General features: G+C 54.3%; 21 protein-coding genes and 1 tRNA gene. 7 read left to right on the top strand and 15 right to left on the bottom strand.

The annotated features are described in order from the left end of the window. Positions 1-3: 3 nt before the first annotated feature. From tsaD to VCU37_RS04470, 6 genes are all read right to left on the bottom strand, one after another. On the bottom strand, positions 4-1,032 hold the full coding sequence (gene tsaD / locus VCU37_RS04495; RefSeq protein WP_336249417.1) for a tRNA (adenosine(37)-N6)-threonylcarbamoyltransferase complex transferase subunit TsaD: 1,029 nt from the start codon (positions 1,030-1,032) through the stop codon (positions 4-6). After that, positions 1,033-1,773 (bottom strand): tRNA (adenosine(37)-N6)-threonylcarbamoyltransferase complex dimerization subunit type 1 TsaB, encoded by a 741-nt coding sequence (gene tsaB, locus VCU37_RS04490; protein WP_336249416.1) that lies wholly within the window; start codon positions 1,771-1,773, stop codon positions 1,033-1,035. Continuing rightward, complete coding sequence (gene tsaE / locus VCU37_RS04485) at positions 1,770-2,276, bottom strand: tRNA (adenosine(37)-N6)-threonylcarbamoyltransferase complex ATPase subunit type 1 TsaE (protein ID WP_336249415.1); 507 nt, start codon at positions 2,274-2,276, stop codon at positions 1,770-1,772. Before tsaE ends, tsaB begins: the two co-directional genes overlap by 4 nt. Then, entirely contained in the window at positions 2,266-2,688 is a 423-nt protein-coding gene (gene acpS, locus VCU37_RS04480; RefSeq protein WP_336249414.1) for a holo-ACP synthase, read from the bottom strand. The genes tsaE and acpS overlap by 11 nt, the downstream gene beginning before the upstream one ends. Before the next feature lie 28 nt (positions 2,689-2,716). Beyond that, positions 2,717-4,564, bottom strand: coding sequence for a glutamine--fructose-6-phosphate transaminase (isomerizing) (glmS, locus tag VCU37_RS04475; protein ID WP_336249413.1), 1,848 nt, complete (start codon positions 4,562-4,564; stop codon positions 2,717-2,719). 81 nt (positions 4,565-4,645) lie between these two features. After that, the gene (locus VCU37_RS04470; protein ID WP_336249412.1) at positions 4,646-6,253 is read right to left on the bottom strand and encodes a polysaccharide deacetylase family protein; all 1,608 of its coding nucleotides are present in this window, start codon (positions 6,251-6,253) and stop codon (positions 4,646-4,648) included. 171 nt (positions 6,254-6,424) lie between these two features. Between VCU37_RS04470 and glmM the strand changes: the two genes are divergently transcribed. The 3 genes from glmM to gluQRS all read left to right on the top strand — a co-directional run bounded on the left by glmM (position 6,425) and on the right by gluQRS (position 10,132). Beyond that, positions 6,425-7,765, top strand: a complete 1,341-nt coding sequence (glmM, locus tag VCU37_RS04465; RefSeq protein ID WP_336249411.1) for a phosphoglucosamine mutase — start codon at positions 6,425-6,427, stop codon at positions 7,763-7,765. 285 nt (positions 7,766-8,050) lie between these two features. Further along, a complete protein-coding gene (locus VCU37_RS04460) occupies positions 8,051-9,097 on the top strand; it encodes a glycoside hydrolase 5 family protein (protein WP_336249410.1) in 1,047 nt (348 codons plus the stop codon). 96 nt (positions 9,098-9,193) lie between these two features. Next, on the top strand, positions 9,194-10,132 hold the full coding sequence (gene gluQRS / locus VCU37_RS04455) for a tRNA glutamyl-Q(34) synthetase GluQRS (protein WP_336249409.1): 939 nt from the start codon (positions 9,194-9,196) through the stop codon (positions 10,130-10,132). 91 nt (positions 10,133-10,223) lie between these two features. Here the strand turns inward: gluQRS and VCU37_RS04450 are convergent. Beyond that, positions 10,224-10,296 (bottom strand) — tRNA-Arg (locus tag VCU37_RS04450). 280 nt (positions 10,297-10,576) lie between these two features. On the opposite strand from VCU37_RS04450, the gene VCU37_RS04445 reads away from it, so the two are divergent. Beyond that, positions 10,577-11,302, top strand: a complete 726-nt coding sequence (locus VCU37_RS04445; RefSeq protein ID WP_336249408.1) for a queuosine precursor transporter — start codon at positions 10,577-10,579, stop codon at positions 11,300-11,302. Here the strand turns inward: VCU37_RS04445 and tgt are convergent. Both tgt and VCU37_RS04435 read right to left on the bottom strand, forming a co-directional pair. Beyond that, complete coding sequence (gene tgt, locus VCU37_RS04440) at positions 11,299-12,561, bottom strand: tRNA guanosine(34) transglycosylase Tgt (RefSeq protein WP_336249407.1); 1,263 nt, start codon at positions 12,559-12,561, stop codon at positions 11,299-11,301. The two genes, VCU37_RS04445 and tgt, sit on opposite strands and share 4 nt — an antisense overlap. A 25-nt stretch (positions 12,562-12,586) precedes the next feature. Next, positions 12,587-13,171: a TetR/AcrR family transcriptional regulator gene (locus VCU37_RS04435; RefSeq protein ID WP_336249406.1), complete on the bottom strand. Its 585-nt coding sequence runs from the start codon at positions 13,169-13,171 to the stop codon at positions 12,587-12,589. A gap of 162 nt (positions 13,172-13,333) precedes the next feature. On the opposite strand from VCU37_RS04435, the gene VCU37_RS04430 reads away from it, so the two are divergent. The 3 genes from VCU37_RS04430 (at position 13,334) to VCU37_RS04420 (ending at position 16,143) form a co-directional block, all read left to right on the top strand. After that, the gene (locus tag VCU37_RS04430; RefSeq protein WP_336249405.1) at positions 13,334-14,251 is read left to right on the top strand and encodes an HpcH/HpaI aldolase/citrate lyase family protein; all 918 of its coding nucleotides are present in this window, start codon (positions 13,334-13,336) and stop codon (positions 14,249-14,251) included. A gap of 96 nt (positions 14,252-14,347) precedes the next feature. Then, entirely contained in the window at positions 14,348-15,118 is a 771-nt protein-coding gene (locus tag VCU37_RS04425; protein WP_336249404.1) for a nitrilase-related carbon-nitrogen hydrolase, read from the top strand. 71 nt (positions 15,119-15,189) lie between these two features. Next, entirely contained in the window at positions 15,190-16,143 is a 954-nt protein-coding gene (locus VCU37_RS04420) for a hypothetical protein (RefSeq protein ID WP_336249403.1), read from the top strand. A gap of 69 nt (positions 16,144-16,212) precedes the next feature. On the opposite strand, the gene VCU37_RS04415 is transcribed toward VCU37_RS04420, so the two are convergent. The 6 genes from VCU37_RS04415 to VCU37_RS04390 form a co-directional block, all read right to left on the bottom strand. Continuing rightward, positions 16,213-17,193, bottom strand: coding sequence for a cell wall-binding repeat-containing protein (locus tag VCU37_RS04415; RefSeq protein WP_336249402.1), 981 nt, complete (start codon positions 17,191-17,193; stop codon positions 16,213-16,215). Positions 17,194-17,355: 162 nt separating this feature from the next. Then, entirely contained in the window at positions 17,356-18,771 is a 1,416-nt protein-coding gene (locus VCU37_RS04410; protein ID WP_336249401.1) for a S1 family peptidase, read from the bottom strand. A 1-nt stretch (position 18,772) separates the two neighbouring features. Then, a complete protein-coding gene (locus VCU37_RS04405) occupies positions 18,773-20,776 on the bottom strand; it encodes a cell wall-binding repeat-containing protein (protein WP_336249400.1) in 2,004 nt (667 codons plus the stop codon). Positions 20,777-20,882: 106 nt separating this feature from the next. After that, positions 20,883-21,125, bottom strand: a complete 243-nt coding sequence (locus VCU37_RS04400) for a hypothetical protein (RefSeq protein ID WP_336249399.1) — start codon at positions 21,123-21,125, stop codon at positions 20,883-20,885. Positions 21,126-21,381: 256 nt separating this feature from the next. Beyond that, positions 21,382-23,907, bottom strand: coding sequence for a cell wall-binding repeat-containing protein (locus VCU37_RS04395; RefSeq protein WP_336249398.1), 2,526 nt, complete (start codon positions 23,905-23,907; stop codon positions 21,382-21,384). Between the two features lie 444 nt (positions 23,908-24,351). Then, on the bottom strand, positions 24,352-25,182 hold the full coding sequence (locus VCU37_RS04390) for a PspA/IM30 family protein (protein WP_336249397.1): 831 nt from the start codon (positions 25,180-25,182) through the stop codon (positions 24,352-24,354). Positions 25,183-25,300 lie beyond the last annotated feature (118 nt).

Genomic DNA, 25,300 nt, shown 5'->3' with positions numbered 1-25,300 from the left:
GCGCTATTGGCTCCCACCCACAACGAGATTTACCAACGGAAGGTTCGGGTCAGCATCAAGATCGAGGCCGGATTGTTCACCATGCAGTAAACGGTTCGTTCCCGCAGCCGCAATCATCGCACCATTATCGGTGCACAACGCGGGACTAGGCGCCAATAGTTTCCGGTCACTGGCCGCACACGCCGCAGCTAAATCTGCACGCAGCGGGCGATTAGCCGCTACACCCCCCACTAAGGCGATGGTGCCGACATCAAATTGGTCGGCCGCTTTCATGGTTTTATGTACGAGCACATCAACGATGGCTTGATTAAATGAGGCAGCAACATCGGGCAGGTCGATCTGTTCACCTGCCGCTTCACGACGACGTAACTCACGGATAACCGCCGTTTTGAGTCCACTCATCGAAAAGTTCAGATCGTGGTCATGGAGCTTGGGACGGGGAAATGCAATGGCCTGTGGGTTACCAGAGGCGCCTAGTTTGTCAATGAGTGGGCCACCAGGGAATCCAAGTCCAAGGAACCGCGCAATTTTGTCAAAGGCTTCCCCCGCAGCATCATCAATCGTGGCTCCAACGCTTTCCATCGTTCCGTCAGGGTGCACATGAATCAAACTCGTGTGCCCCCCACTCACAACAAGGGCCAGCAGTGGTGGATTTAAGTGACCGAACTCTAACTGTGTGGCACACACATGCCCTTCGATGTGGTGCACGCCGATAAATGGGAGGTCACGGGCCCCAGCAATGGCTTTGCCAGCCCCCAACCCGATGAGGAGCGGGCCAACGAGACCAGGACCTTGGGTTGCCGCGATGGCATCGAGATCCCCCCACCGAACCCCGGCTTCGTCCAATGCGGCATCAAGGACAGGCGTGATCGCCTCCAAGTGAGCGCGAGCTGCAATCTCGGGAACCACACCACCATATGGGGCATGAACTTCAAGCTGCGTGCCGATGATATTGGACCGAACGTGCAGCCCATCTTCAACGACCGACGCACTGGTATCGTCACAACTCGTTTCAATACCCAAGACCAACATCTACTTGTCTGCCTTTCCACCTTGCAACTTACCCCGATCAGACCAGGTGATTTGCGCGTCAGGGGCACGCCCGTATATCGGTTCTAACCCTCCGGCGGGGACCGTATTGCCCGCAAGCACATCAGCCATAACGACATCAGCTAACTGTGTTGCCTCCGGGTGTGCCCAACTTGCGGGCTCAAGGCGTGCACCTGCGGCACGCAACTGTTCACCGACAAGCAGGCTCCCCCCACCGACACAGCGAATCCCTGGATGCTCGGTCGCCACAGCAATGAGTTCATCAGGGTGGCTTAGGCGTATGTCAACAGGCTGTCCAAACCCGTAGGAAATACCCCAAAACACTTGGTTACGGCGCCCATCTATCGCCACGAGTACTGGCTCATCAACATGTCCTAACCGTGCGGCGAGCACGGTCAAACTCTGGGCGCCGACCATGGGAATATCCAAGGTTTGGGCATAGACCTGCGCACCCGTTATCCCAACTCGGAGGCCGGTGAATAGTCCCGGGCCCAAGTCAACGGCAATAGCGCTGATCGTGCTTGGTTCTACTGGCCGTCCTTGGGATCCCGCGTTCTCCAGGCACCATCGGATGGCTGGCATGAGGAAGGATCCGTGTACTCGTCCTTGCCCAGGAAGTCCGGTACCCACTCCACAGCTGGAGACCACACCAGTTGGTGTGGCCAGGCACACGCTTGCGCCAGGGGTTGCGGTTTCGATCGCCAACACGATGGGTTCATTCATGTCATCCAATCTTGGTTGAGCTTGGCAGCCCAATGGTTGCCCTGTGGAATAAGAGTAATGGTGCGCTGTTCATCGTCACCCTCTTCAAGTGGGGGCAGGGCGATGTGAATATCTAATCGGTCGTTGGGAAGTGCCTCGTGAGCTGCATCGCCCCATTCGATAACCGCCACAGTATCTGGCGTGTCATCTAAGCCAAGCACATCAAGGTCATGGAGGGTGTCTAGCCGGTAAATATCCAGATGGGCGAAATCAATCCGATTACCGTTCGCATCTGTTCCTGAATAGTCCTTGCGCAAGAGAAATGATGGGCTCGTCAATGGCTCAGTGATATTCAGACCTTGCGCAATCCCTTGGACGAGACACGTTTTTCCCGCACCGAGATCACCGGCCAAGCTGAGGACGTCACCTTGTTCGATCAGCCCAGCAAGAACCTGACCGAACGCTTTGGTTTCTTCGGGTGATGTCGTTGTAATTGTGATCGTGTGGTCTTGATCAACCGGCATGCATACCACTTTGGGGCGCCCGGGCACATTCAGCAATGGCTATTGCGGTCACCTGGTCACCTTCACGGGTCAGGCTTACGTGGATAACCTCAATATCGAGACGGGTCGCAACCACCGTGGCAACCCCGGCAAGCAAGACTTCTGGTTTACCTGAAGCATTTCGATGGGTCCGAATATCCTGCCAAGCCATTTCACGGAACCCGGTGCCCATTGCTTTGGCAACGGCTTCTTTTAACGCGAAAGCCCCGGTCAAATACCTCACCCAGGGAGGTGACCCAATGGGCCCGCGCTGTAGTGCATCAGCCTGCTCTTGGGCGCAAAAGAGACGATCACGCACCGAGGGGGTTCGTTCGAGCACGGTCTGCATTCGAGAAATCGTGCTGGTGTCTATCCCAATTCCGTATATAGGCATAGGTACATCTATCTGCGAGGGTGCGGTCTTATTCAACCGTCACGGTTTTTGCTAAGTTACGTGGTTGGTCAACGTCACGGTCAAGGGCGTTCGCCACATGGAGGGCAAGCATTTGTACGGGGATGACGGCCAGTATCGGACTGGCTAATTCCATGGCTGCGGGTACCACGATAACGTCATCTGCGAGGGCACGAACGTCGTCATCGCCTTCCGTGACGATTGCGATTACATGAGCACCACGCCCCTTAACCTGTTCGATATTGCTCATCACCTTCGTTTTAACGGCCCCTTCGGTTGCAATCGCAATAACGGTCACACCGGGTTCGATTAAGGCGATGGGTCCATGTTTCATCTCCCCGCTGGCAAAGCCCTCAGCGTGGAGATAGCTGATTTCTTTGAGTTTGAGGGCACCTTCGAGCGCGATGGGCAGCCCATTCAACCGACCAAAGAACATCACGTAGCCGTGTTGGCTAGTGAGCCGGTTCACCAGTGCGGTTGCCAAGCTACCGATATAGGCGTCTTGGGCAAGTACTGTTTCCATCGCATCGGGCAAACTCTGAAGATCATCAAAGACCGCTTGGATTTCTTCAACATACAAGTTGCCCCGTGCTTGACCAATCCAAAGGGCGGCAACCATGAGGGCCACGATCTGGGTGGTAAAGGCTTTGGTGCTCGCCACGGCAACCTCTCGGCCAGCACGGGTGATAATCACCGAATCGGCCCCACGCGCCAACGTTGACCCCACCATATTCGTGACCCCAAGTGTGGTGGCGCCTTGGTCTTGGGCATATTGCATGGCCGCGATCGTGTCTGCCGTTTCGCCACTCTGGGAGATGGCAACAACAAGGGTTGCTTTGTTCACAATGGGATCGCGGTAGCGGAACTCGCTCGCAATTTCGACTTCTGTTGACAGGCGAGTCCAGTGTTCAAATGCTCTGCGGGCAACCAGGCCAGCGTGATGGCTCGTGCCACATGCCACAATGATGATTTTGTCGAAGGTCTTGAGTCGGCTGAGGTCAAAACTGACCTCATCGATGTGGACTTGGGTTCCGTCCCAGCGTCCAGTCATTGTGTCTCGAACGGCACGCGGCTGTTCAGCAATTTCTTTAGCCATGAAGGACGGGTAGCCGCCCTTTTCAGCTTCTTCGGCAGTCCAATCCACCTCGTAGGTATGGCCGGTGGCAGGAGCACCGTCCTGGTCAAAAATCTCCATGTGCCCAGGAGTGAGCATCGCCATATGGCCGTCAGGAACTGCCGTAATGTGACGGGTGTAGGGCAACAGTCCTGCCACATCGGAACACAGCACGGCTACATCGTCAGTTGTGCCAATCACCATCGGAGCGCCGTTGACTGCAGCAACAATTGTGTCGGGGTGATCATGGTGAATCACCCCGATGGCGTACTGTCCAGTGAGCACCTGGGTTGCTTGGCGCACCGCTTCTTTGAGGTCGCCGGTGTAGAGCGTGCCGATCAGGTGGGCAATGATCTCAGTATCCGTGTCACTCACTGGCGTGATGCCATGTTCTTCACGCAACATGGCGGCAACCTCAAGATGGTTCTCAATAATCCCGTTGTGAACCACGGCGAGCCGCTGGTCAGCCGTGGTATGCGGATGGGCATTCACCGTGGTGGGATCACCATGGGTTGCCCATCGGGTATGGCCGATTGCTGTTGTGCCTTGGGGTTGTGCATCGTCAACCACCTGACGGAGGTTCACGAGTTTGCCTGCCGCTTTATAGATCCCAAGGTGGTCCAACCCTGGTTCAATCGTGGCTAATCCTGCCGAGTCATACCCGCGATATTCAAGTGTTGCCAGGCCGTTTAGCACTGGCCCACTTGCATTCTCGTTACCGACATAGCCAACGATTCCACACATACACAGTCCTTTCCTCGGGCAACCTGTTCCTTGTTTAGGTTTTGGCCGCCTTTTGTTGTACCGGACTGACCAGGAGGTTCGCTACTTTCGAGCCTGGCTGTATTTGCCGTCACTCTCCATCTTGATGCCTTTGGCTGCCATCAATTCGCTCACGGTAACCAGCTGATAGCCCTTCTTTACAAGCTCAGGAATGAACTGCACGGCGGCTTGAGCCGTGGGGGCGTGAATGTCGTGCATCAGCACAATATCGCCATCTTTAGCACCCATGACCGCTTCAATGGTGGCCGGCGTTGAGCGCGTCTTCCAGTCCAGTGTGTCAACACTCCACATGATCGTGGGGTGCTTGGTAATACCACGCACCTTCTGGTCTACCGCACCATAGGGCGGGCGGAACACGGTTGGGGCACGCCCGGCTGCCTTGGTAATAGCCTCATCGGCACGTCCAAGCTGGCTTTCCACCCCGTCAGCGCTGAGTTTTGTCAACACCGGGTGGTCCCAGGAGTGGTTCCCGATTTCCATTCCTGCATCAGCAACTTGTTTCACGACTTCAGGGTGAGCATTGGCAGCTTTACCCAACATAAAGAACGTGGCCTTCGCGTTCGCTTTCTTCAACGCATCCAGCACGATATGGGTTGTTTCTGCGCTAGGCCCGTCGTCAAAGGTCAACGCGATCATGGGTTTACTCGGGTCTGCCTTAGAGACCGCAGCCGCTGGGAACGCCGCCGAGGCTACTTCATCAGATATTTCTTGAGGCCCACCCACCGCAATCACTGAGGAGATGGAACGTGCTTGGGCATATTGTTTTGCTTGTGCACTGATACCCTGCTTGCCTGCAAGCACAACATCAGCCTTCATCTTCGTAGCCAATCGGCTGGCCAGGAGTGTTTCAACGGGCTTTTCGGGATTCACTAGGACAACAGCGTCACGGTGCCCAAGGCTCGCTAACTGCACGCTCATGTCTGAACCGGGGCCGCCAAGTACCTTGCGGGTGGCCTTGACTTTATTGAGTAGGTCGTCACTAAATTGGTCTGGCCCCTGGTACACGACCTTTGGAACCTCTAGGTCGATCACGTTTTGTGAAGGTCCATTCGCATCAACAAGAATCACGGGCGCCTTGCGGCCACGTGCACCTGCAGATGCAAGTGCACTCGTCCCGTCGGTGGTGAGTACCACTTCATTTACGTCAATGCGGCTAACCACTTCTCGGTACAGCTTTTCTGAGGTTTCGAATCGGTTTTTTCCACCTAATCGAGAGGTGTGTGCTCCAAGTTCTTCAAGCTCACTCACAACCGAATCACCAATGGCGCGGGTGCCACCGAGTACAACAACTTCTCTCGGTGCCAGTCGAGTGATTTCTTCTTTGGTTTGGGCTGGCAACGCTTCGGGGCTCGTCAACAAAATAGGTGCATTAAGTAAGTCAGCCAGGCTTGTTGAACTAACGGCATCATCAACACCTTCATCAGCATTAACTAAAAACACCGTTTTGGCGCCATCGGGATACAACCGTTTGGAAATCGTTACTGCGGTGTCAATGGTGGTGGGGCCATAAATGCGGTCAACCTCAGCAGCCATGGAGGGCAATGTGCTGAGAAACGCAAAGATCAAGGCAACTGCAATACTAATGAGCCAAAGGGGGGAAGAAAATAACGAGGAGCGTTCAGCTCGCAACGTGGTTCGTATGCTCGACATATCGACCTCTATATAAACAGAATAGGTCGTGCCAGTCTGCCAGCTTCAGCGTCGAAAAGAAGCCTATCCACGTGTCCATTTGGTGAATTTTATTGCCTTTTTTGGGTAGATAACTTCCGGTAATCGGTTGTAATTCAGCGCATTCATCTCAATCTTTGGCAAGATGAAGCTATGGGACAATATTTTGGAACGGATGGCGTTCGCGGTATCGCCAATGCTGAATTAACACCAGAACTTGCCGTGGGTATCGGTCGTGCGCTGGTTCGTACCTTGCGTGAGGAAGGTACCTCACGAGCCAGAGTCCTTATCGGTCGAGACCCACGCGCCTCTGGTGAAATGCTTGGTGCGGCACTGACCGCGGGGATCTGTAGTGCTGGTGGCGATGCCTTGCAACTTGGCATTTTGCCCACCCCTGGGGTTGCCTATCTGTGTGATGCGCTTGATGCCGACGCTGGGGTGATGATTAGTGCAAGCCATAATCCAGTCCAAGACAACGGCATCAAGATCTTTGGCCCGAACGGCTTCAAGCTCAAAGATGAGGAAGAAGACCGTCTTGAAGAACTCCTTCAAATCTTTGATGAGGACCGCCCAGTTGGGGTAGACATTGGCCGTGAACGCAATATCGCAGGTGCCGTTGAGGTTTATCAAACCCATGTCATCCGTGCCGCTGATGGAACAGACCTCTCTGGGCTGCATGTCGTTGTTGACTGCGCCAATGGGTCGGCAAGCCAGATTGCGCCTGCGGTTCTGCGGCGGTTGGGTGCAACAGTCACTGCGGTTGGGGCGGTACCCGATGGGACGAATATCAATCACCGCGTGGGTTCAACACACCCAGAACACTTGGTTGAGCGGGTTGCCCAAAATGGTGCTGACGTGGGCATCGCCCACGATGGAGACGCAGACCGGCTTATCGCATGTACGTCCGAAGGCAAGCTGGTTGATGGTGACCATATTTTGGCCATCTTGGCTGCACAGCGTAAAGCCACTGTGGGTATCGACGGCGTGGTGGCAACCGTGATGAGCAACCTTGGGTTCATTCAGGCGATGGAACGCCTTGATATTCCAGTACATACCACCGCTGTTGGTGACCGATACGTGCTCGAAGAAATGCTGAACACCGGTTGGGTCCTCGGCGGTGAACAGAGCGGACACATTATCTCTCGTGACCATGCCACCACCGGTGACGGGATTCTAAGTGCGGTGCTCTTGCTCAGTGCGATGGTGAGGCAAGGGAAATCATTGGCCGATTTAGCTGCTGTGATGACCTCGCTACCTCAGGTGTTAATCAATGTGAAGGGCGTTGACAAGGACAAACTTGATGAGTGCACACCGGTTTGGGATGCGGTAACCATGGCTGAAGAACGCCTGGGCCGCGATGGTCGGGTGCTGTTACGCAAGAGTGGTACGGAGCCGTTGGTTCGGGTCATGGTTGAAGCTGACACGTCCGAACGTGCTCAAGCCGAAGCCGAAGCTCTTGTCAAGGTTGTGCGCGATTCCTTACCTGCGGTGTAATCACCTTCACATTTGATGTTCGGGTCTTGTTCTTTGGTGCTTTGCCTTTGGGCTTTGCGTTAGGTTTTCGTCTGGGAGGTTCCTGGTGCTGGTGTTGACGAACCCAATCACATTGCCCAAGCAAACTCGATAGCAATCTTGGTACACAAATGGGGAACACATCTTCGAGAGGTGGCGGTCGTAAATGGTCAGTCTGTCTGTCCAACGAACTAACTGAGAAAACGACGTGTTGAGATGAATAGGGCGACGAAGCGACCTGCACGCGTCAATTGGCAAGGGTTCTGGGTGGCTTGTGCGCTAGTACTCATTGGTGTGTTGATGGTTTGGTTGAGCCAACCCAAAGCAGGACCGGCCCCCGAAACAAGTGAGTCATCTCGCCAGAGCCATGTCACACCAGAACCTTCGCCGAGTACATCAACGAGCACAACACGGCCCGCTACACCGTCTGCACCACCATCAGTACCAACACCTGAGCCGGTGACCGTTGGGCCAGTGGTTGCACCCTTGCACGGCTTGACGGTGGATTCAGTTGATGACCTTGATGCGTTGGTTGCCAGTGTGTCGGCGTTGAGTCACCGCCCCACCTTGCGGATGGTATTTGAGGCTGACCGTTCACCGGCTGATTATGCGGCGGCAGTCACGGCGCTGGAACCATACGCTGATTTGATGGGGCTGGTGTTGGATTCAACTGCTATGGCTCAGCTATCTGTTCCTGAGGTGACCGCGAGAACCCAAGCTTTTGTGGATGCGTTTGCTCACCAGATAGCTATTTGGGAGGTGGGCAATGAGGTCAATGGTGAGTGGGTCGGTGCTGGGCCAGATGAGATTGTGGCCAAAGTGGCAGCGGCGAATCGGGTAGTTAAAGCTGCTGGAGAGCCGAGTGCGATCACCTTTAATTATTGGTCGGGACCAGATTGTTACGCAGAACCTTGGGAGGTGGGAGCTACGTTTGTCACCCATGTACCTGCTGATATGGCTGGTGCCGTTGATTTAGTGATGCTGAGCGTTTACGAAACTGCCTGTGACCCACCCCAACAACCCTCTGCCACCCAACTAGCCGGTGAACTGACCATGTTGGGCCAGGTGTTTGGTAACGCCAAGCTGGGGATTGGAGAGATTGGGGCCCAAGGGGTGGACGATGATCTGCCAACCAACCCAACCTTTGCCGAAAAAGAGCGTATTGCGCAACGGTATATGGGTATGGCACCCGAGCTGCGAGCGGCGCTGGGGGATCGTTTTGTTGGGGGTTGGTTCTGGTGGTACTTCGTTGAGGACGCCGTACCCAAGGACAAACCCGAGTCCCTCTGGCCGGTGTTAAACGAACTGGCATAGGTGGCCTACAACGGTGCCGTAATGGAAGAGTTTGTTGAGCTGTGAGGTTCGTCATGGTCATTCCATCAGCTGTGCACAAGCACCTATGCTCTTGATATGGCCGAACCCATTTCAACCTCTGGTGAGCCTGCACGTATTGGGTCTAGCAATCACCGTGCAGGGCGGTATGCGCCGTCACCGTCTGGGGCGCTACATATTGGGAATCTTCGTACAGCATTGTTAGCGTGGGCGTTTGCTCGTGCTGAGGGCAGGCCGTTTGTGGTGCGCGTTGAGGATATTGACGATTACAAAACCCGTGATTTTGGGCTTCAACAGCTTGAGGATTTAGCTGCTCTTGGTCTGGATTGGGATGGTGAGGTGGTGTGGAGTTCATATCGCCATGCGCACTACCAACAAGCTATTGAACAGCTCACCAGCGCGGGGCTTACCTATCCGTGTTATTGCTCACGTAAAGACATTTTGGAGGCACCTCGCGCACCCCATGACCCACCGGGTACGTATCCGGGAACGTGTGCGAACCTCACCGAAGATGAACGTGCTGAGCGCCAGGCCACCCGTGACCGTCCGCCGGCGATTCGAGTGCGCACCAACCGTGCCCAAGTTGAGGTAACCGACCGGCTGCATCCACCCCAGGTGCAAGTATTGGATGATGTTGTGATTCAACGCTTTGATGGCACTCCGGCTTATAACCTCACAGTTGTGGTTGATGATCACCTTGATGGGGTGGGGCAAGTGGTGCGTGGCGATGACCTGCTCCCGGTGACTGGCCGCCAAATCTGGCTTGCCCGCCATCTTGGTATTCCCGTGCCGGAATATGCACACGTGCCGTTGGTGCTCAACCAAGCCGGGCAGCGCCTTGCGAAGCGTGACGGTGCGGTAACCCTTGCGGACCGTCTGGCGCTCGGTGAAACAGTGGGTGATGTGATTGCTGCGATGGCTACAAGCCTGCATCACTCTCCGACCCGAACCGCCCAAGCCTTTCTTGATGCCTTCAACCCGACCCTGCTCCCCCGAACCCCTTGGGTGTTCGCTTGACTGCATTTGTTAAATTCATTTCAAGTGTTGGGTTAGACGCATAAAAACGCTTCTAGCCCAACACCTTAAAGAGATTCATGGCGAAAAGAAGCGCCCCTGGCAGGAATCGAACCTGCGACGCACGGTTTAGGAAACCGACGCTCTATCCACTGAGCTACAGGGGCGGCGCGCCCATGGTAGCGGCGGTTCCTGAACCCCAACCACACCTAACCGACGACTCTAGACCCGAGCTACAGGGGCGGCGCGCCCACGGCAGCGGCGGTTTTCTTTGGGTTAAAAGGGGAAACCTTCCCGGCGGCTATTACGGCATTTGCTGCGTTGGGTGCGGTTGTTGCCCAGTTTTTAAAGAAGTAGGTGCACCTCCCGAACCGTTGGCCCTCCTGGGTTGACTACGCATGCGAACGGTGTGTGCTGAATTGGGGTGGGGAGGGCAGCATGTAGCGCATGAACGCTGCACAAGACTCGATGCCTTCACAAGACTCGGTACCTGCACAGCCGGTGGCAATAACCGCCGATGACACAAGCCACCTGTACACCATTCTTGTGGCCTTGTTCACGCCACTGTTGTTGATTAGTAACATCGCGGCCACGAAAGGTGTTGTGCTCTTTGACTGGCTCATCACTGATGGGGCGTTCTTTATTTTTCCCCTTGCCTATGTGATGGGTGACGTGATTACAGAGGTCTATGGCTTTAAGGCGATGCGCCGAGCGATGTGGTTGAGTTTTACGGTTGCGGTTGCTGCCACACTGATTTTTACGATCACCTTGGCATTACCGGCTGCTTCGTTTTGGGATAATCAGGAGGCGATGCAATCGGTTATTGGGTCGGTGCCTCAGATTCTTGTGGCGTCATTGGCGTCCTATGTGACTGGTACCACCCTTAACGCATTCACCATGACCAAACTGAAAGCACGTCATGGTGAAAAGAACCTGATTGTCCGCATGATTAGTTCTACCGTTGTGGGTGAAGCGGCGGACACGACCGTCTTTTGTGTGATTGCGGCAAGTGTGATTGGCATTTCAACGGTGGGCCAATTCTTCAACTATGTGCTTGTTGGTTTCTTGTGGAAAACCTTGGTTGAAGTGGTACTTCTTCCGGTTTCTACGCGCGCAATCGCATGGGCAAAACGGGTAGAACCCTCTTATACCGGCGTGTCAGAACGCAATTAGCGCTTGTCTGCGCTATAAAAACGGCCGAGGAATTCAGTGCGATATTCGGGATAGTTTCCGTCGATGATTGCTTGGCGGGCGTCAGCCACCATCCGCACCGTGAATGCCACATTAAGTACGGTCAATATCACATAGCCTAATATCTCATTGCCTTTAAAGAGGTGATGGAGATAGGCCCGTGAATACGCACTCCCATACGGGTGTGTGGCTGTGGGATCCAACGGTCCGTGGTTGTGTTTACCTACCGCCTTTTTCACGTTGATTTTCCCATCGAGGGTGTACACAAACCCCCGTCGTGCCATGCGCGATGGGTTCACACAGTCAAAGGTGTCTATCCCTGCGTCAATGGCGGCAAATACGTCGTCTGGTTCACTAATACCGAGCATGTGCCGAGGTTTGTCCTCAGGCAGGCTAGAAGTGGCCCACCCCACAATCGTGCCCAAAAGGTGCTTTTCAAATGCACCGCCGATGCCGTATCCACCAAACCCACGTAACCCGTCGGCCTCAAATGATTGGCTTAACGCTTCAAGGTCGCTAGCACCTTTGCGCCGCAAATCTTCGTGGTTCGCCCCTTGGACCACACCCCACAAGCTCTGGAGTGGTTTGTTAGCACGGGCTTGGGTTTGGCGGTTGTGCTCTTCCAAGCAGCGCTTCGCCCAGGCGTGCGTGCGTGCTAACGCTTCCTCTTGATAGCTTCGGGTATTCACTAACGCGGTCAGTTCATCAAAGGCCATCATCACGTCAGACCCCAGCGCATGTTGAATCGCAATGGCTTTTTCGGGGGTGAACCGATGATAGGACCCGTCGATATGACTTTTAAACGTCACGCCGTCATCATCTACTTGGGCGTTGCGTTTACTTTCTGCGGCTATCACTTCGGCTTCTGGCACGTTGGCATCCATTGCCAGAAGCTTCCCGAACCCAGCCCCAAGGCTCATCACTTGAAAGCCACCAGAATCGGTGAATGTCGGTCCATCCCAGCGTTCAAATGCGGCAAGCCCGCCCGCAGCGTCAACAACATCGGGTCCGGGCTGCAAATACAGGTGATACCCATTGCTTAACACTGCTTGGGCACCCGTGGTACGCACCTGATCCATTGTGAGGGTTTTAACGGTGGCCTTTGTACCCACAGGGATAAAGGCAGGGGTTTGCACACTCCCGTGCGGTGTTTCTATCACCCCTGCGCGGGCGCTTACCCCTTCGACTGGGGCAACTTGGGGACAACGTTCAATGATTGAGAAAGATAGATCTGTAGCCATGAACCCTAAGAATCAGATAGGCAAATTAACTAAATGCTATCCGGTCAAAGTGTTTTAAGGCAGCAAATGTGATGCGGTCCGCTTCGATAGATGGGTCTTTAAGGCCGATAGAAATTGCGGTATTGATTGCGCTGAGAAGCATGGGGGCGGCAAGGTCGATGTCTAATAGCTCGTCGATAACGCCGCTTTCTTGGCCGTGGGCGAGTGAGGCTTCAACGAGTGCAACAAAACGCTGGCCACGTCGCTCCACCACCTCTTGTGCTTCTGGGAGCCATCCCACATAGGTCAGTACGATTCGGCCCACAGGGTCCGCAGTCTGAAAGGCGATATAGAGCATGATCCGTTTGGATTCTTGCTGCCGGTAGGTTTCAAAGTTCTCTATTGGCTGCCAGATGGCCTTATCCAGTCGGTCGTAGTACGACTCAACAACCGCAGCTTGAATCGTGCCCTTCGACGGGAAGTAACGGTACAACAAGCCCATCGAAACGCCAGCTTCTTGTGCGATTTCCTCAAGCTCGATTCGACCTTCATTACGGACAAAAACCGTCGTGGCCGCTTTCAATATTCGTGATTGTGTCATCTGGCCTTTAGGGCCAAAATGCCGGTCCATCGAGCTCCTTCGTGCGTATTGCTCCAACAAGCATGGCTTGGTTGTAACCCGCGGAAGTAAAAATGAGATTTACTTTTGCTTACATACAGGTTGTCGGCGCGATTTCTGATAGCTCAATAGCAATCTTCAAGCGTTGTTCATGTTCTCTCTATACTCAAGACCATGATCGCTATTTCACGCCCACGCCGTACGTGTTTGTCTATGCCTGCGTCAAACCCTAAGATGCTGGCTAAGGGAGCCACTTTGGCTGTTGACGAGTGTTTTATGGACCTCGAAGATAGCGTGGCACCTCACGCAAAGGAACTAGCACGACAGAACGTAATTGCAGCCTTACACGAGGTCGATTATGGGGATCGAACCGTGGTTGTTCGGGTGAATGCGGTGGATAGTCCCTGGCATGTTCGTGATGTTGAAGCGGTGGTTACTCAAGGGGGTGACGTTCCGGTAGCGGTGATGGTCCCCAAGGTTGAAACCGCCGAGGATGTGGTATTTGTGGACCGTTTACTCAGCGCATTTGAGCGTGAGGTTGGCCGGCCCACACCGCTAGGCCTGGAGATACAGGTTGAAACCGCCAAGGGCCTCACCAATGTGCATGCCATTGCGAATGCCAGTCCGCGTATCGAAACGTTGGTATTTGGCCCTGGCGATATGGCTGCCAGTTTGGGTATGGCGTCAGTCACCCAGGGTGCTCGGGTTCCTCATTATCCTGGTGACCCGTTTCATTATGCGATGCACCATTTGCTGGTAGCTGCACGCGCGGCGGGGTTATCAGTGATTGATGGACCCTATGCAGGGATTCATGACGCAGATGGGTTGCGTACCGTGTCAACCATGGCTGCTGCGCTGGGATATGACGGCAAGTGGGTGTTACACCCGGACCAAGTAGGCATTGTGAACACAGCATTCACCCCTACGAAAGAGTCCTATGACCAGGCAAAACAGCTTGTTGCAGCCTATCGAGAGAGCCTTGATAGTCAGGGACGAGGGGCCATGATGCATGGAGAAATTATGGTGGATGAGGCCAGTGCAAAAATGGCTCTTGGCATTATTCAACGTGGTGAAGCAGCCGGATATAGTTGAAAACTCTTTAAACGGTTAAGCATTTGCCTTGTTTACCCGTGTAATAACAAGTACTAATGGACATTAACTTCTTCAATCTTAGGAATGGCCCAGAACATGAGTAGTGGACAATTACGGGTAGCAGGTATTCAGATCGGAACCGTGTGGAATGACGTTTCTGCCAACCTTGCTGCAAACGAAGTATGGATTAATCGTGCGGGTGACTATGACGCCGGGCTTGTGGTGTTGAGTGAGTTATTCTCCACAGGTTTTATTCCTGAACATATTGAAGCTCAGCGTGAGGACGGCCAGGTGCTCTCCTGGATGCAAACCCAGGCTGCCGCCAATGATTTGGTTGTAGCGGCCACAGTATTTATGCAGCGTGCCGACCGTGAACGCCCCACCAACACCTGTGTATTTATGGGTCCTGACGGCATCCTCGGCATGTATGACAAAGCACGTCCGTTCTCCCTGGCCGGTGAGGGGGCGCTTATTGAAGCTGGTACACAACCGTTGACCGTTGATATTGATGGGGTTCGTGTCACTCCGTTTGTGTGCTATGACCTGCGCTTCCCCGGTTTGTTCTGGAATACAGCCTTGACAACGGACCTGTTTATTATTCCGGCCAACTGGCCAAGCAGCCGGGCAGAACAGTGGACGGCACTGTTACGTGCACGTGCCATTGAGACGCAGGCCTATGTGCTTGGTGTAAACCGGATTGGAGCCGATGGCAATCACATTCGCCACTCAGGTCAGAGTGCTGTCTTTGATCCGATTGGCAATCAGGTTGTGGCCTTCGGTGAACAAGAAGGCCTTGTCATTGCCGATGTGGACGCCAACCGTGTTGAGCGTTTGCGTGAACAATTTCCAATTCGGAATGACCGGTAACGGGTAATTGAGGTCAAAATCAGATAGCGTGCTTGTCAAGCACGCTATTTTCATGTCCAAAGGTTCATATAATGCGTTCACGTCGTTTTTCATCGTTTTCAATTCGTTCACTGAGTGTCCTCCTCGTTCTGACCGTGGGGTTGGCTGGTTGTACGGGCGCTGATCCGTACAATGGCGATGATTACGCGTTCCCATCCATCAGTGAGATGTCCTCTCGTATGCCGCGTGCCTCAGACGTCAACGCAGCCAACGTTCGTAATGGGCTGAATGAGTTGCTTGCACACGACCGTCCCTCTCCTGAGCAAGTCAGCGAGTTGACCCGTATCGCTGACCAGGTGGTTTCTTCGGCTGCCCAACGTCTGGGCACGACGCCAGAAGCATTTGAACAGATGAGCCCCAAGGAAGTTGCAGAACTTGTTTACCAGGCCAATGTTCAAAGTAACCATGCGATTGAAGCAAGTTTGCGTCAGTTAGAGGCCATGACCCCCAAACAGCGTGCGCTTGTTGCACAATCAGCGCAGACAGCCATTAGCGGTGCGTTGGGCTCTGTAGCCCAGCAGGCTCAATCTGCACTTGGCAACCGCGCCGGTGTGGTGCGTATCGGGGTGAATGAACTTGGTGGATATGCCGCCAGTGCCGCCTATCTGTGGGTGTATTTGCTTCAATTAGCGGGATACACAACGCATGTTGAGGTTGTCTCCGGGGCTGAGCTTGCTGAACGGCTGAATGCGAACGAGCTGGACATCACATTTGAAGCAGTTCCTGAGTTTCTTGCGTCTGAAACCGCAACACTTGGGGTGTGGAGTGAAGGCCGACTCAATGTGCAAGGTCGTGCAGACTTACGTGCTGATATGCCAGAAGTTGCTGATGGCCTTGACCGGTTTGCACTTGATAAAGCGCAAATGCGTTCCCTCGCCGCTGTGGTGTCAACACGCGGGGTTGCTGACCCGGTCACTCAAGAAGCAGCCGTTCAGCTCTGGATTGTTGATCACCCCGAATTACTGAAACGGATCGCGGGCCAATAACCACCTGGCAGCGCTTGGCTCACAGGGCCAACATCACACCTACTGCAGGTGAGATATTGGTCTGGTGCGTCACTGGGTGAGCGTCCACACCGCACTGTCTGGAAGGGCAGCCTGGCCGCCGTACACTGCGATACAGTCCAGGATGTAATGGCTCCGTAACCAGGTACCGAGTTCTGCCGTCGGTGTTTCCTCAACCAAGATTAGGTCTCGGTTAGTGGTTGCGGCATGAACACCGCCACTCAGGGCATCAGGGAAGTTGTTGAGACTTGCTAGGGCCATGGTTTGGCTACGTTCACCCGGAAGCCGGTCAACTAGGGTGCGTACGTCCTCTACTGGAACTGTCTTGATTCCGTTGAGGTGTGTCCACTCGTCTCCGACCACGGTGATGGGTGTTGACGGATAGTTCGTTTTGGCCCAGGCGATACCTGCGTCACCAATGACCATGAGACCACCGTCACGGGCGGCACGGCTACTCGTAATCAAGCCAGGGGCGAAGGTATGGCCTGATACCACAAAAACACGGCTAACTTGCTCATCGGTTACTGTTCCGAGGTGTGTTGCTTGTTCGGCGAGGGCGATTGCAGTCTCGACACGGGTTTCACCGGCGAGCCGTACAACGTTGAACCCCAGTTCACTGATGCTTTCTTGTACCCGTTCACTCAGGGCACGCTGACCACCGGCGAGATAGACAGTTGAACCCGGACGCAGCACACGTTGCAGTTCGTGTTTCACCATATGGTGAAGAAAATCGCCTGGTGTAATCAGAATCGCAGTACCCGCACGCACAGCAAGTGGCGTTGCGGCTTGCGCATCAGCAAAGTCATCGGCTGTGGCAACAACAATACGGTCACGAAGTTGAGCGTACGGAATCAAACTCCGGCTAATCGCTACTGAGGTTTCCACACGAGAATCACCCTCAAAGCGCTGTAACTGCTGCATTAGCTCTGCCTTCAACACTTGAGGCATCAAGATGAGCGTAATAATGATGGCAAGCGCAGCGAGCGCCTTAACTGCATTAAGGCGCCGAGTATGCGAATACGGAGTAGCCATTTATACCTTTATCGGCGTTTTGGGGGGAACTTAAAGAAAGGACGCTCTTAAAGTTAGAAAAGTTCCTCAAACTCAGTGTTTTTACCTGATTCCTATTCAGTTCTTTTGCATTTCCCTTGGTTATCGCCTTGAAACCAAGGGAATAGGTTGTCCAGATAACGCTTACCCTTCGGGTTTAATCAGCGTTTCGAGATTCGTTGAGATACCAGGCAGGTCCCTGATCACGGGAGCTTCACCATCTTTAGCCATAACATCGCTCATCCACGGCACCAGGGAAGCCACTGGTGCATACATATCGGGAGCAAACCCACAGGCCGCCCAAGGGTAGTCCTTCACGATGTCGTGTTTGCTTACGATGCTGATAGACCCGGCGCTTGCGATACCGACTTGGACGAGTTCCCCACGATTATCTACCACAAGCGGTCCACCCGAATCGCCCATACAGAGGCTATCTCTTGCGGGAGTTCGCCAGGTGGGATCAAATACTGGTCCAGCACAGATATGGCCGGTCGCATGGCCGAGGGTGCACGCTTCACTTCGCTGTAATGGCACCGGCAGCAACATGCCTGTGTGGTCTGGCTCAAATGCCCATTCCCACTCCCTGCCTTCGCGCACAAGCTCGTGGGCACCCCAACCGAGATAGAACGCTTGGGTGTTGAGTGGGGCGCCTTGCCCTACGACGGGTAATGGAGTTGCCCCCGCAATCGGTTTCTCTAGTCGAATCAACGCAAAATCAACTGAGGGTGGCCATCGATTCCATTCTTTCTTGGCGGTGTAGGCCTCATTGGTGAACCAGCCGGTTGCAATAACCCCCTCAAATGGCCCAGAATCCCCATACGGGTAGACGCTGATACGGTCATAGGGCACGTCGGGGCCACGGGGGTCATCTTCGGTGCTTTGAACACAGTGGGCTGCCGTAAGGACATAGTGCGGGCTAACTACACTGCCCGTACACGTATTGACGGTGCGTGACTGACGAAACATGCCACGAATCATGACGATGTGGCTCGTTCGTTCGTCGTTGACTCGAACACCTGATGGAGCACTCGTCACACTGCCATCACCGGGAGGATCTACGGGCAATGCCTCGTTGTCGTCCATGCGCACGGCGGGCAAATCCGGCACGTTAGGCAATGCCGGCAGCTCTATTGCTCCATCGTTTCCTACTCGACCGGGGTTGTGTTGTTGACTATTACCGCCCGCCGGTGGTTGTTGAAGATTGGCACTATCACCGGCAACAGTGGGCACCCCTTGGGGAGCCGTCGGTTCAGTGTATCCCCAAAACGGATCCCAACTCGCTAGTCGCAATCCAGCACCCAAGAGCACCACACCGGCAAGCACCGAAATCGCACCGGGGAACCAGGATCGTTCTTTGTGTCCGTAGGCGCTATGAATCCGATAGGACGGGCCGGAGAATTGTTCGCCCCAGGCACTTGGCCGTTCCGGTATTGGGCCACCGTAAGCAGGTGGGGTTGGTGTGGCGGCAGGAAACGGCGGTACTGCGGCAATAGGCGGCGGTACGAGAGGTTGAGGAGCCGCTTCTTGGATAAAGCGACGGGGAGGTCGGGGTAAATGCACGTCAGTTCAGCCAGAGATGATAAAAAGCATCACATAATGCTTTATCCGCTATGCACACAAATGATGCATCAGCGGTTGGGCTCATCCCATCGAGTTGAGCTGCAATATCGGCACCATTTGTTGCAGGGTTAGTCAACAAGATAGGAGCGTCGATATCGGCAGCCAAACCACTGGCCGCAAAGCCACCGTGCCAGGCGCCAGGATCAAATCCGTCAAGCACTATGACACTTTGTGTGGGGCTGGCTGGTTGTGCGAGTAATTCTGCAGTTTTTGTTCTATCGGCTCCCATAGCCTGCCCCACTCTAGGAACCAATCCGGCTACTTGAAGGCGAACCTGATAAGAAATGGCCGCAGGACCACCAACAATGACCACTTCTGGACGATTTTTTAACAAATTCATGGCTGGCGCACTGAGCGATTCAGTGCTAGTCAGAAGTACCGGCCAGTTGCGCCTCGCAGCGGCCGCCCCAGCGGCCAAACTATCAGCGAAGGCTGAACTGCCATTACCAAATGCACGCAGTAGGTAGGCGCCGCTTCTGCTGGAAAGGTTTGTATCTAACCGACTGGCAACAGCACCAGCCGTTGAGAGACGGTCTGGTCCGGCTATGCGATCTACTTGGATACCTAGCGTACGTGCCTGATGAAGCACCGTATCCGCAATGATGGCAGGTCCGCCCAAAACTGTGATACGGCGTGTGCCCATAGCTTGGAGCTGGGCAATCACCGCATTGGGCAAGATGTTGCGGTCAGTAAAGAGCAGCACTGAATTGCGTTGGAGTGCTGCGCTCGAAAGGGCATCTGCAAAGGATGTATTTGACGCCAGTAATACGTGCTGCCCGACGGCGGGGTTGCGGGCGAACCGTGCGCGAGCGATTTGAAGCGCAACCCGAATACCTTGCCCTGGATCACCTTTGCTTGGAGGGGTCCGTAAATCGACACCGCCACGTGGGTTGGAGATGTCGAGGGTGTTGGCGCCGTTATCGCTCATGAGGGGCAGGGTAATGGTCATGAGGTCCGGCCCAATCACGCGAGTAAGAAATCCAAGGTGATGGCGCAAACTGGTGGCAATGGTTGGCGCAAATCCGCAGCGTTCGTTCGGTCTGGTGTCAGCCCAAGAGGGGTTGGCGTGCATGATGGATGAGCGTGATTCCACCCCGACCACGCCGAATCGACCGTTTGTCAGCACACCTAGGGGGCTTCCGCTGTCTCCTGTGCAAAAATCCTCGTTTGGTGACAGGAGGTTAGGTTCCCACGGTTTGCCCGCACACACTATCGCCTCATTTTGGTTGCCTCCCGAACACAGTGTGCGCGCTTGAACGGGCAGGTCGATTGCGAGGGCAGCGTTGTCTGCGGTACGTGTCCAGGTATGGTCGGCAACGTTGAGGTTGTGGCGACTAAAGGCCACACCAACTAACTGATTGTCGGATGGGAGACCCGCAACCACGACAGGGACGGGCTGTACATCTGGAGGCAGGTTGGGGACATGGAGCAGTACGAGGTCAGTAGAGGGGTGTTCTCCGCTCGACTGAATGTCGGACATACTCTCGATGCGATCAACGTTTACACCAGCTTTACGGCGTGATGTGTCTAGCGGAGTTGCATAGACCTGGATTCCTATCGTGGCTCGGCTGAGACAGTGAGCACTTGTTGCAACCCAGTTATTGCTGAGGGCGGTACCGCCACACCGGTAGGCCTTTTTGTCATTGTTGAATGTAAGCACCTGGACGAGGCCGTAGCGACCAGGATCAGGAATGATGCGCCCACCAACAATTTTGGACCCACCCATCTGGTCATCAGGTGTCGGATAAGTCATCCCATCCTGCATATTGGCAACTGCCTGATCATCTCGGAGTGGCGCATGGGCACTCACTGGAGGAGCCGAAGAAAGAACCGTCATTAATGCGGTGGCCAGGCTTAACAGCAAGAAGGAGAACCCTGCCGTGGGTTCTCTGTGCGTAGTATCAGGCTGAGACACTAAGTTATTCTCCGTAACACCGTCACTCATTCCTAAGACACTTACTAGCTTCTAAGGACGCTATATGTAATCAGAATATTACGGTACAAATAAATTTACGCCCCCGTCAACGGGGGCGTAAATCGTGCAGTTACAACTAGTTGCTCTCAGAAGCAGCCATGGAGGCGGCATCAGAGGCAGCGTCAGAAGCAGCATCAGCAGCTTCAGAGGCTTCGCTCATTGCATCGCTTGCAACGGCTTCAACGCTCACGGCAGCTTCAGAAGCATCAGTAGCAGCAGAAGCAGCGTCAGAAGCGGCATTGGTGCTGTTGGTGCCAGAGCATGCGGCAAGCATGGCTGCAGACGCAAGAGCAAGAGCAAGAATACGAAGGTTCTTCATTTTGGGTTGTCCTTTCAGATTGGTTGTCCGATTCCCAACATACTGCATTAGCGAATTAATTCTAGTACCTATAAATAGCCTGTTTTACCATTTCTTAACTATTGCCCTCATACCTAAAACTTCTCTTTACATACTCATCTGATGTTTAGAAAGTTGGATTTGAACAATGTCCTTTTATATATAGGCAGAACCCCCGCTAATGCGGGGGTTCTTAATGCTATTCAGCGTTTAAAGGTTTAAAAACCTTTGGGCTGATTTAGCGGTACATGAACTTGAACTCAGCGGGAGTACCAGGCTTCAAGGTCGGAGCCTTGGTAGTAACAGCACCCTGCTGGAACTTCACGGTGTATTCGATGTCGTTGACTGCATCCTTAAGCGGAGCCTGCAACTTGATCTCGAAGGTCTTGGTCTGTGCATTCTCACCAACGGTGGCGGAGGTGCCAGCAACGGCCTTCAAGGTTCCACCAGTCTTGGCTTCGACGGTGATCTTATTCATATCAACCGCACCACCATCGAACTTGTCAGAGTCCAACGTGACAACCAGGGTGTCATCGGTTGCGTCACCATCATTCACGATGTCGGTCTTGCGCTCAACCTTGGCGATCGCCAGGGATTCTGGAATCTTTGTTGTCTGGAGGGCGTTGGCTGGAACAGCGTTTGCACCTGCAGCACCAAAGTCACCGAAGTCGGAGATCTCTTCACCAACGGTCTGGCTGACGGCAAAGTCGTACTTGCTGTCGGCATCAAGACCAGTGACCTTCACCTCAACCGACTTGTCAGCAAGCTGCTTGACATTCGGGAAGGTGCGGTTGATGGTGAACTTGGCTTCATTGGTCTTGTAATTAAGGCCGTTCATGGTTTCGCCAGCAGGGGTGAGCTTGAAGGCCTTCACGGTAACCGTGGCACCATCCTCAACATTGCTGAGCTTCAAGGTAATGGTGTCCTGGGTTGGGGCATCCTTAGTTGAAACTTCAACACCAGGAGCAACCGGAGCAGCATCTTCCCACACGATGGTGGAAGGAATGGTCTGCTGACCGTAGTACAAGGTGCCGTTATCAGCAGCCGTAGCCTTCAGCTTGTCACCCTTGGACAGTTCCTTCATGAAGGTCGTGAAGTCAACACGGTTGTTGTTGGCAACAGCGTCCTTGTACAACAAGTCGATTTCCTTGAAGGTCAAGGTGCGCTTCTTGTCACCCTTCTTAACCACCAGGGTCTTGGCTTCCTTGTCGACGGACTCAATATCCCAGTCACCGATCTCAACCTCACCCAGGTACTTGCCGTTTTCAAGGGCAATGGGGCTCACGTGGATGGGGCCACCCATACCAACAACCTTGGGGTTTTCGCCGTCAACAGCGGTAATGATTGGAATGACGTAACCGTTGCCGTTTTCCTTGTCAGCCTTGACGGAGAAGGAGATCTTGCCGGCAACTGCCTTGACCTTCACGTCATTGGCGTTGGTGGCAACGGCACCGTTCACAACGCTGATGCTGGCTTCTTCGGACTTCTGAGGACGTTCATCGGTACCCAGGTCGAGTACGATATTGCCCTTTTCGTCCTTCTTACCCTTGGCCAGGGTGATCGTGTATTCCACGTCAGCGGCAGCTTCGGCAACCTCGTAGGCACGGCTTGGGGCGTTGGTGGCAGCACCAACCAGCTTGGCCATGTCAGTTGGGGTCGTCTTCAACGGAAGGACCGCAGCGCTGTCAGCAAGCATGACGTTCTTTACGGCAGCACCCTGCTTGTCAGCAACAACCTTGCACAGGGCGTCGTTGACGTAGGTACCGCAGTAGCCGGTGACACCGGTGGCGGCAGGACCAGCAAGGGCCAATTCAGCCTCAGACAGGGTCTGAGCCTTGTTGGTCAGCACAACTGGAGCACCCAGGTTGGCAGCGCTCAGTGCAGCAGCGAAGCCATTGTGGAAGCCGTTCACATCGGAGTAGCCTTCGACGACGGTGACCTTACCGGTGTTGTTCCACAGCTTGGCCAGCGCAACGGCAGTTTCACGACGGCTTTCGCCGGAGGCACGGGTGGTGTCAGCGACGATGTTCTTAATGGCGGTGAAGGTGGAGTCGGCAACGGCGGAGGGACCACCAGCAACGATGACCTTCTTGGTCGCAGCCTTCTTGAGGTATTCCTCAACGGCTGGGTGCAGGTTGATGGTTTCTTCCTTGCCGTCCTTCATCACCTTGTAGGGCTGAGGAACGAGCACGACCGGGAAACCGGTGCGAGCGGCAAGAGCGCCAGCGGCAAGGGAGTCGGCGTAGTCATCGGAACGAGCGATGATGACGGTGTCGTCCTTGGCCTTGGTCTTTTCAGCCAATGCGATTGAGGTTTCGACGCGGCTTGCGCCTTCAACGCGGCTTACTTCGGTGACACCAGCAACCTTGGCGAGGGATTCAGCAATGCTCTTGGAGATGGCTTCTTCGCCACCAAGCACCGTTACCTTGGTAGCACCAAGGGAGGTGATGGTCTTGACGGTCTGCTCATCAAGGCCAGCCTTGGCATCAATGAACAACAGCGGAGCCTTCATGGTGCCCTGAAGGGCGCCAGAAGCAAGGCTGTCAGCAAATACAGCATCGGTGGTGACAAGGACGTTTTCGGCCTTACCCACCTTGGAAGCCCAAAGGGCGCTGATTTCGACTGGATCCTTGACCTTGTCAGCAGAAAGCTTCAGGTGTTCGAGGGTCTTGGCAGCCGGCGCCTGAGCGAAGGCAGCGGCGGGAAGGATGCTGAGCAGCATTGAGCTTGCACCCAGCAGAGCGAGAGAACGCTTTTTAGACATAGAAAAGGCCTCCTGAGCCTGTTCGGGGTCGCACTTTAGGGGTGAACCTGTCACACACCCGACCCGTTCGACCGGGTCGGCTGACGTTGGTCAGAGCGACTCGGCTGTGGGACTTGGTGCCCTTCGTGCGATATGGATTTCATTAAACCGTTGCGGCGTTTGCCGCTTTGGCATGTTGGATAGGACGCACCGGCACAAGTTGCAGTTACGGGTAACTGAAACATTTTTTTGCGACGGTAACAAAACCTGTCATTCAGGAGGTTATGGGCACTGTCAACACTATGCAACACCTAAAAAACGAAAAAACAGGATTTATTCAGGAGTTTTGCCCCAATCCGGCGCGACACATACCCGTCGGAACAGAGAAGACCGCCCAGCGCTGAGGGGGGTGGTTAGCGCTCGGGCGGTCTGGGTTTTGACTATATAACAGCGGCCAACGTTTGTCTAGGCTTCTGACTCTTCAACATCAATAACTTCGGTTACTGATTCACTCGCTGTGGCACTGGGATCCAGCTCTTTGGCTTTGTCCGCTTCAAGTTGCTTTTCATCGGCCGCCCCCATACCAAGCTGTGCACGAATTTCATCTAGCTTGTTGGTGGCCTGGCTCGCCATTGCGGCACGTTCTACTTCAAGCATGCGTCCTTCTGGACTTGCCGCATCAAGCTCTTGGTATCCACGTGCCCTGGCATAGCGTGCTTCGATTTTGGCTTCAAGCTCATCAAAGCTCGGCCCTTCGATACCAGCGGTCACGGTCAGCGTTTGCATCGCATCATTCACGGTTTCTTGCATCTTGGCCTGGTCAATCTTGCTCAACAATTTCTGTTGCTGAGCAAGCCGCTCTTGCATCTTTTGGCCATGTTCTGTTACCGCGGCCTTAGCCTGATCAGACGCCCGTGCAGAATCCAAACTCAACTGCTTCAACGAATCCACTTCGCCTTCAAGGGCCACAAGTTTGGTCGCAAAGGCCTGGGCTGCTTCGGTGTAGTCAGCTGCTTTAGCCTCATCACCTTCAGCTGCCGCCTTATCAGCCATCAGCACGGCTTGACGGGCAGATGCGGTGGTCTTCTCAACCTCATCAATCTTGCGGTTGAGCTTTGCTTCGATCTGCTTTTGATTTGCAATCACCGTAGCGGCTTGGTTACGCAACGTCTGGTGCTGGTGGCGGGCTTCAGCCATTGCCTGCTCAAGCTGCACCTTGGGATCAGCGTTGGCCTCAAACGCACTATTGGCGCTGGCAAACAGGTAGTTAAACCACTTTTTAATTGTTTCAAACATGTCGATCCTTAACAGATGGGTGCAGTAATGGTCTTGGACGAGCGTACTTTATTTATGAGGCGTGTGACACAAGAGGGAAATCACTGAATCCCCTAACTGTAAATCAGGGTAATAACCA

Source organism: Stomatohabitans albus (genome assembly GCF_036336025.1).
GTDB lineage: Bacteria > Actinomycetota > Nitriliruptoria > Euzebyales > Euzebyaceae > Stomatohabitans > Stomatohabitans albus.
Note: the sequence above shows the minus strand (reverse complement) of the source record. Positions and strands in the feature narration are given on the sequence as shown.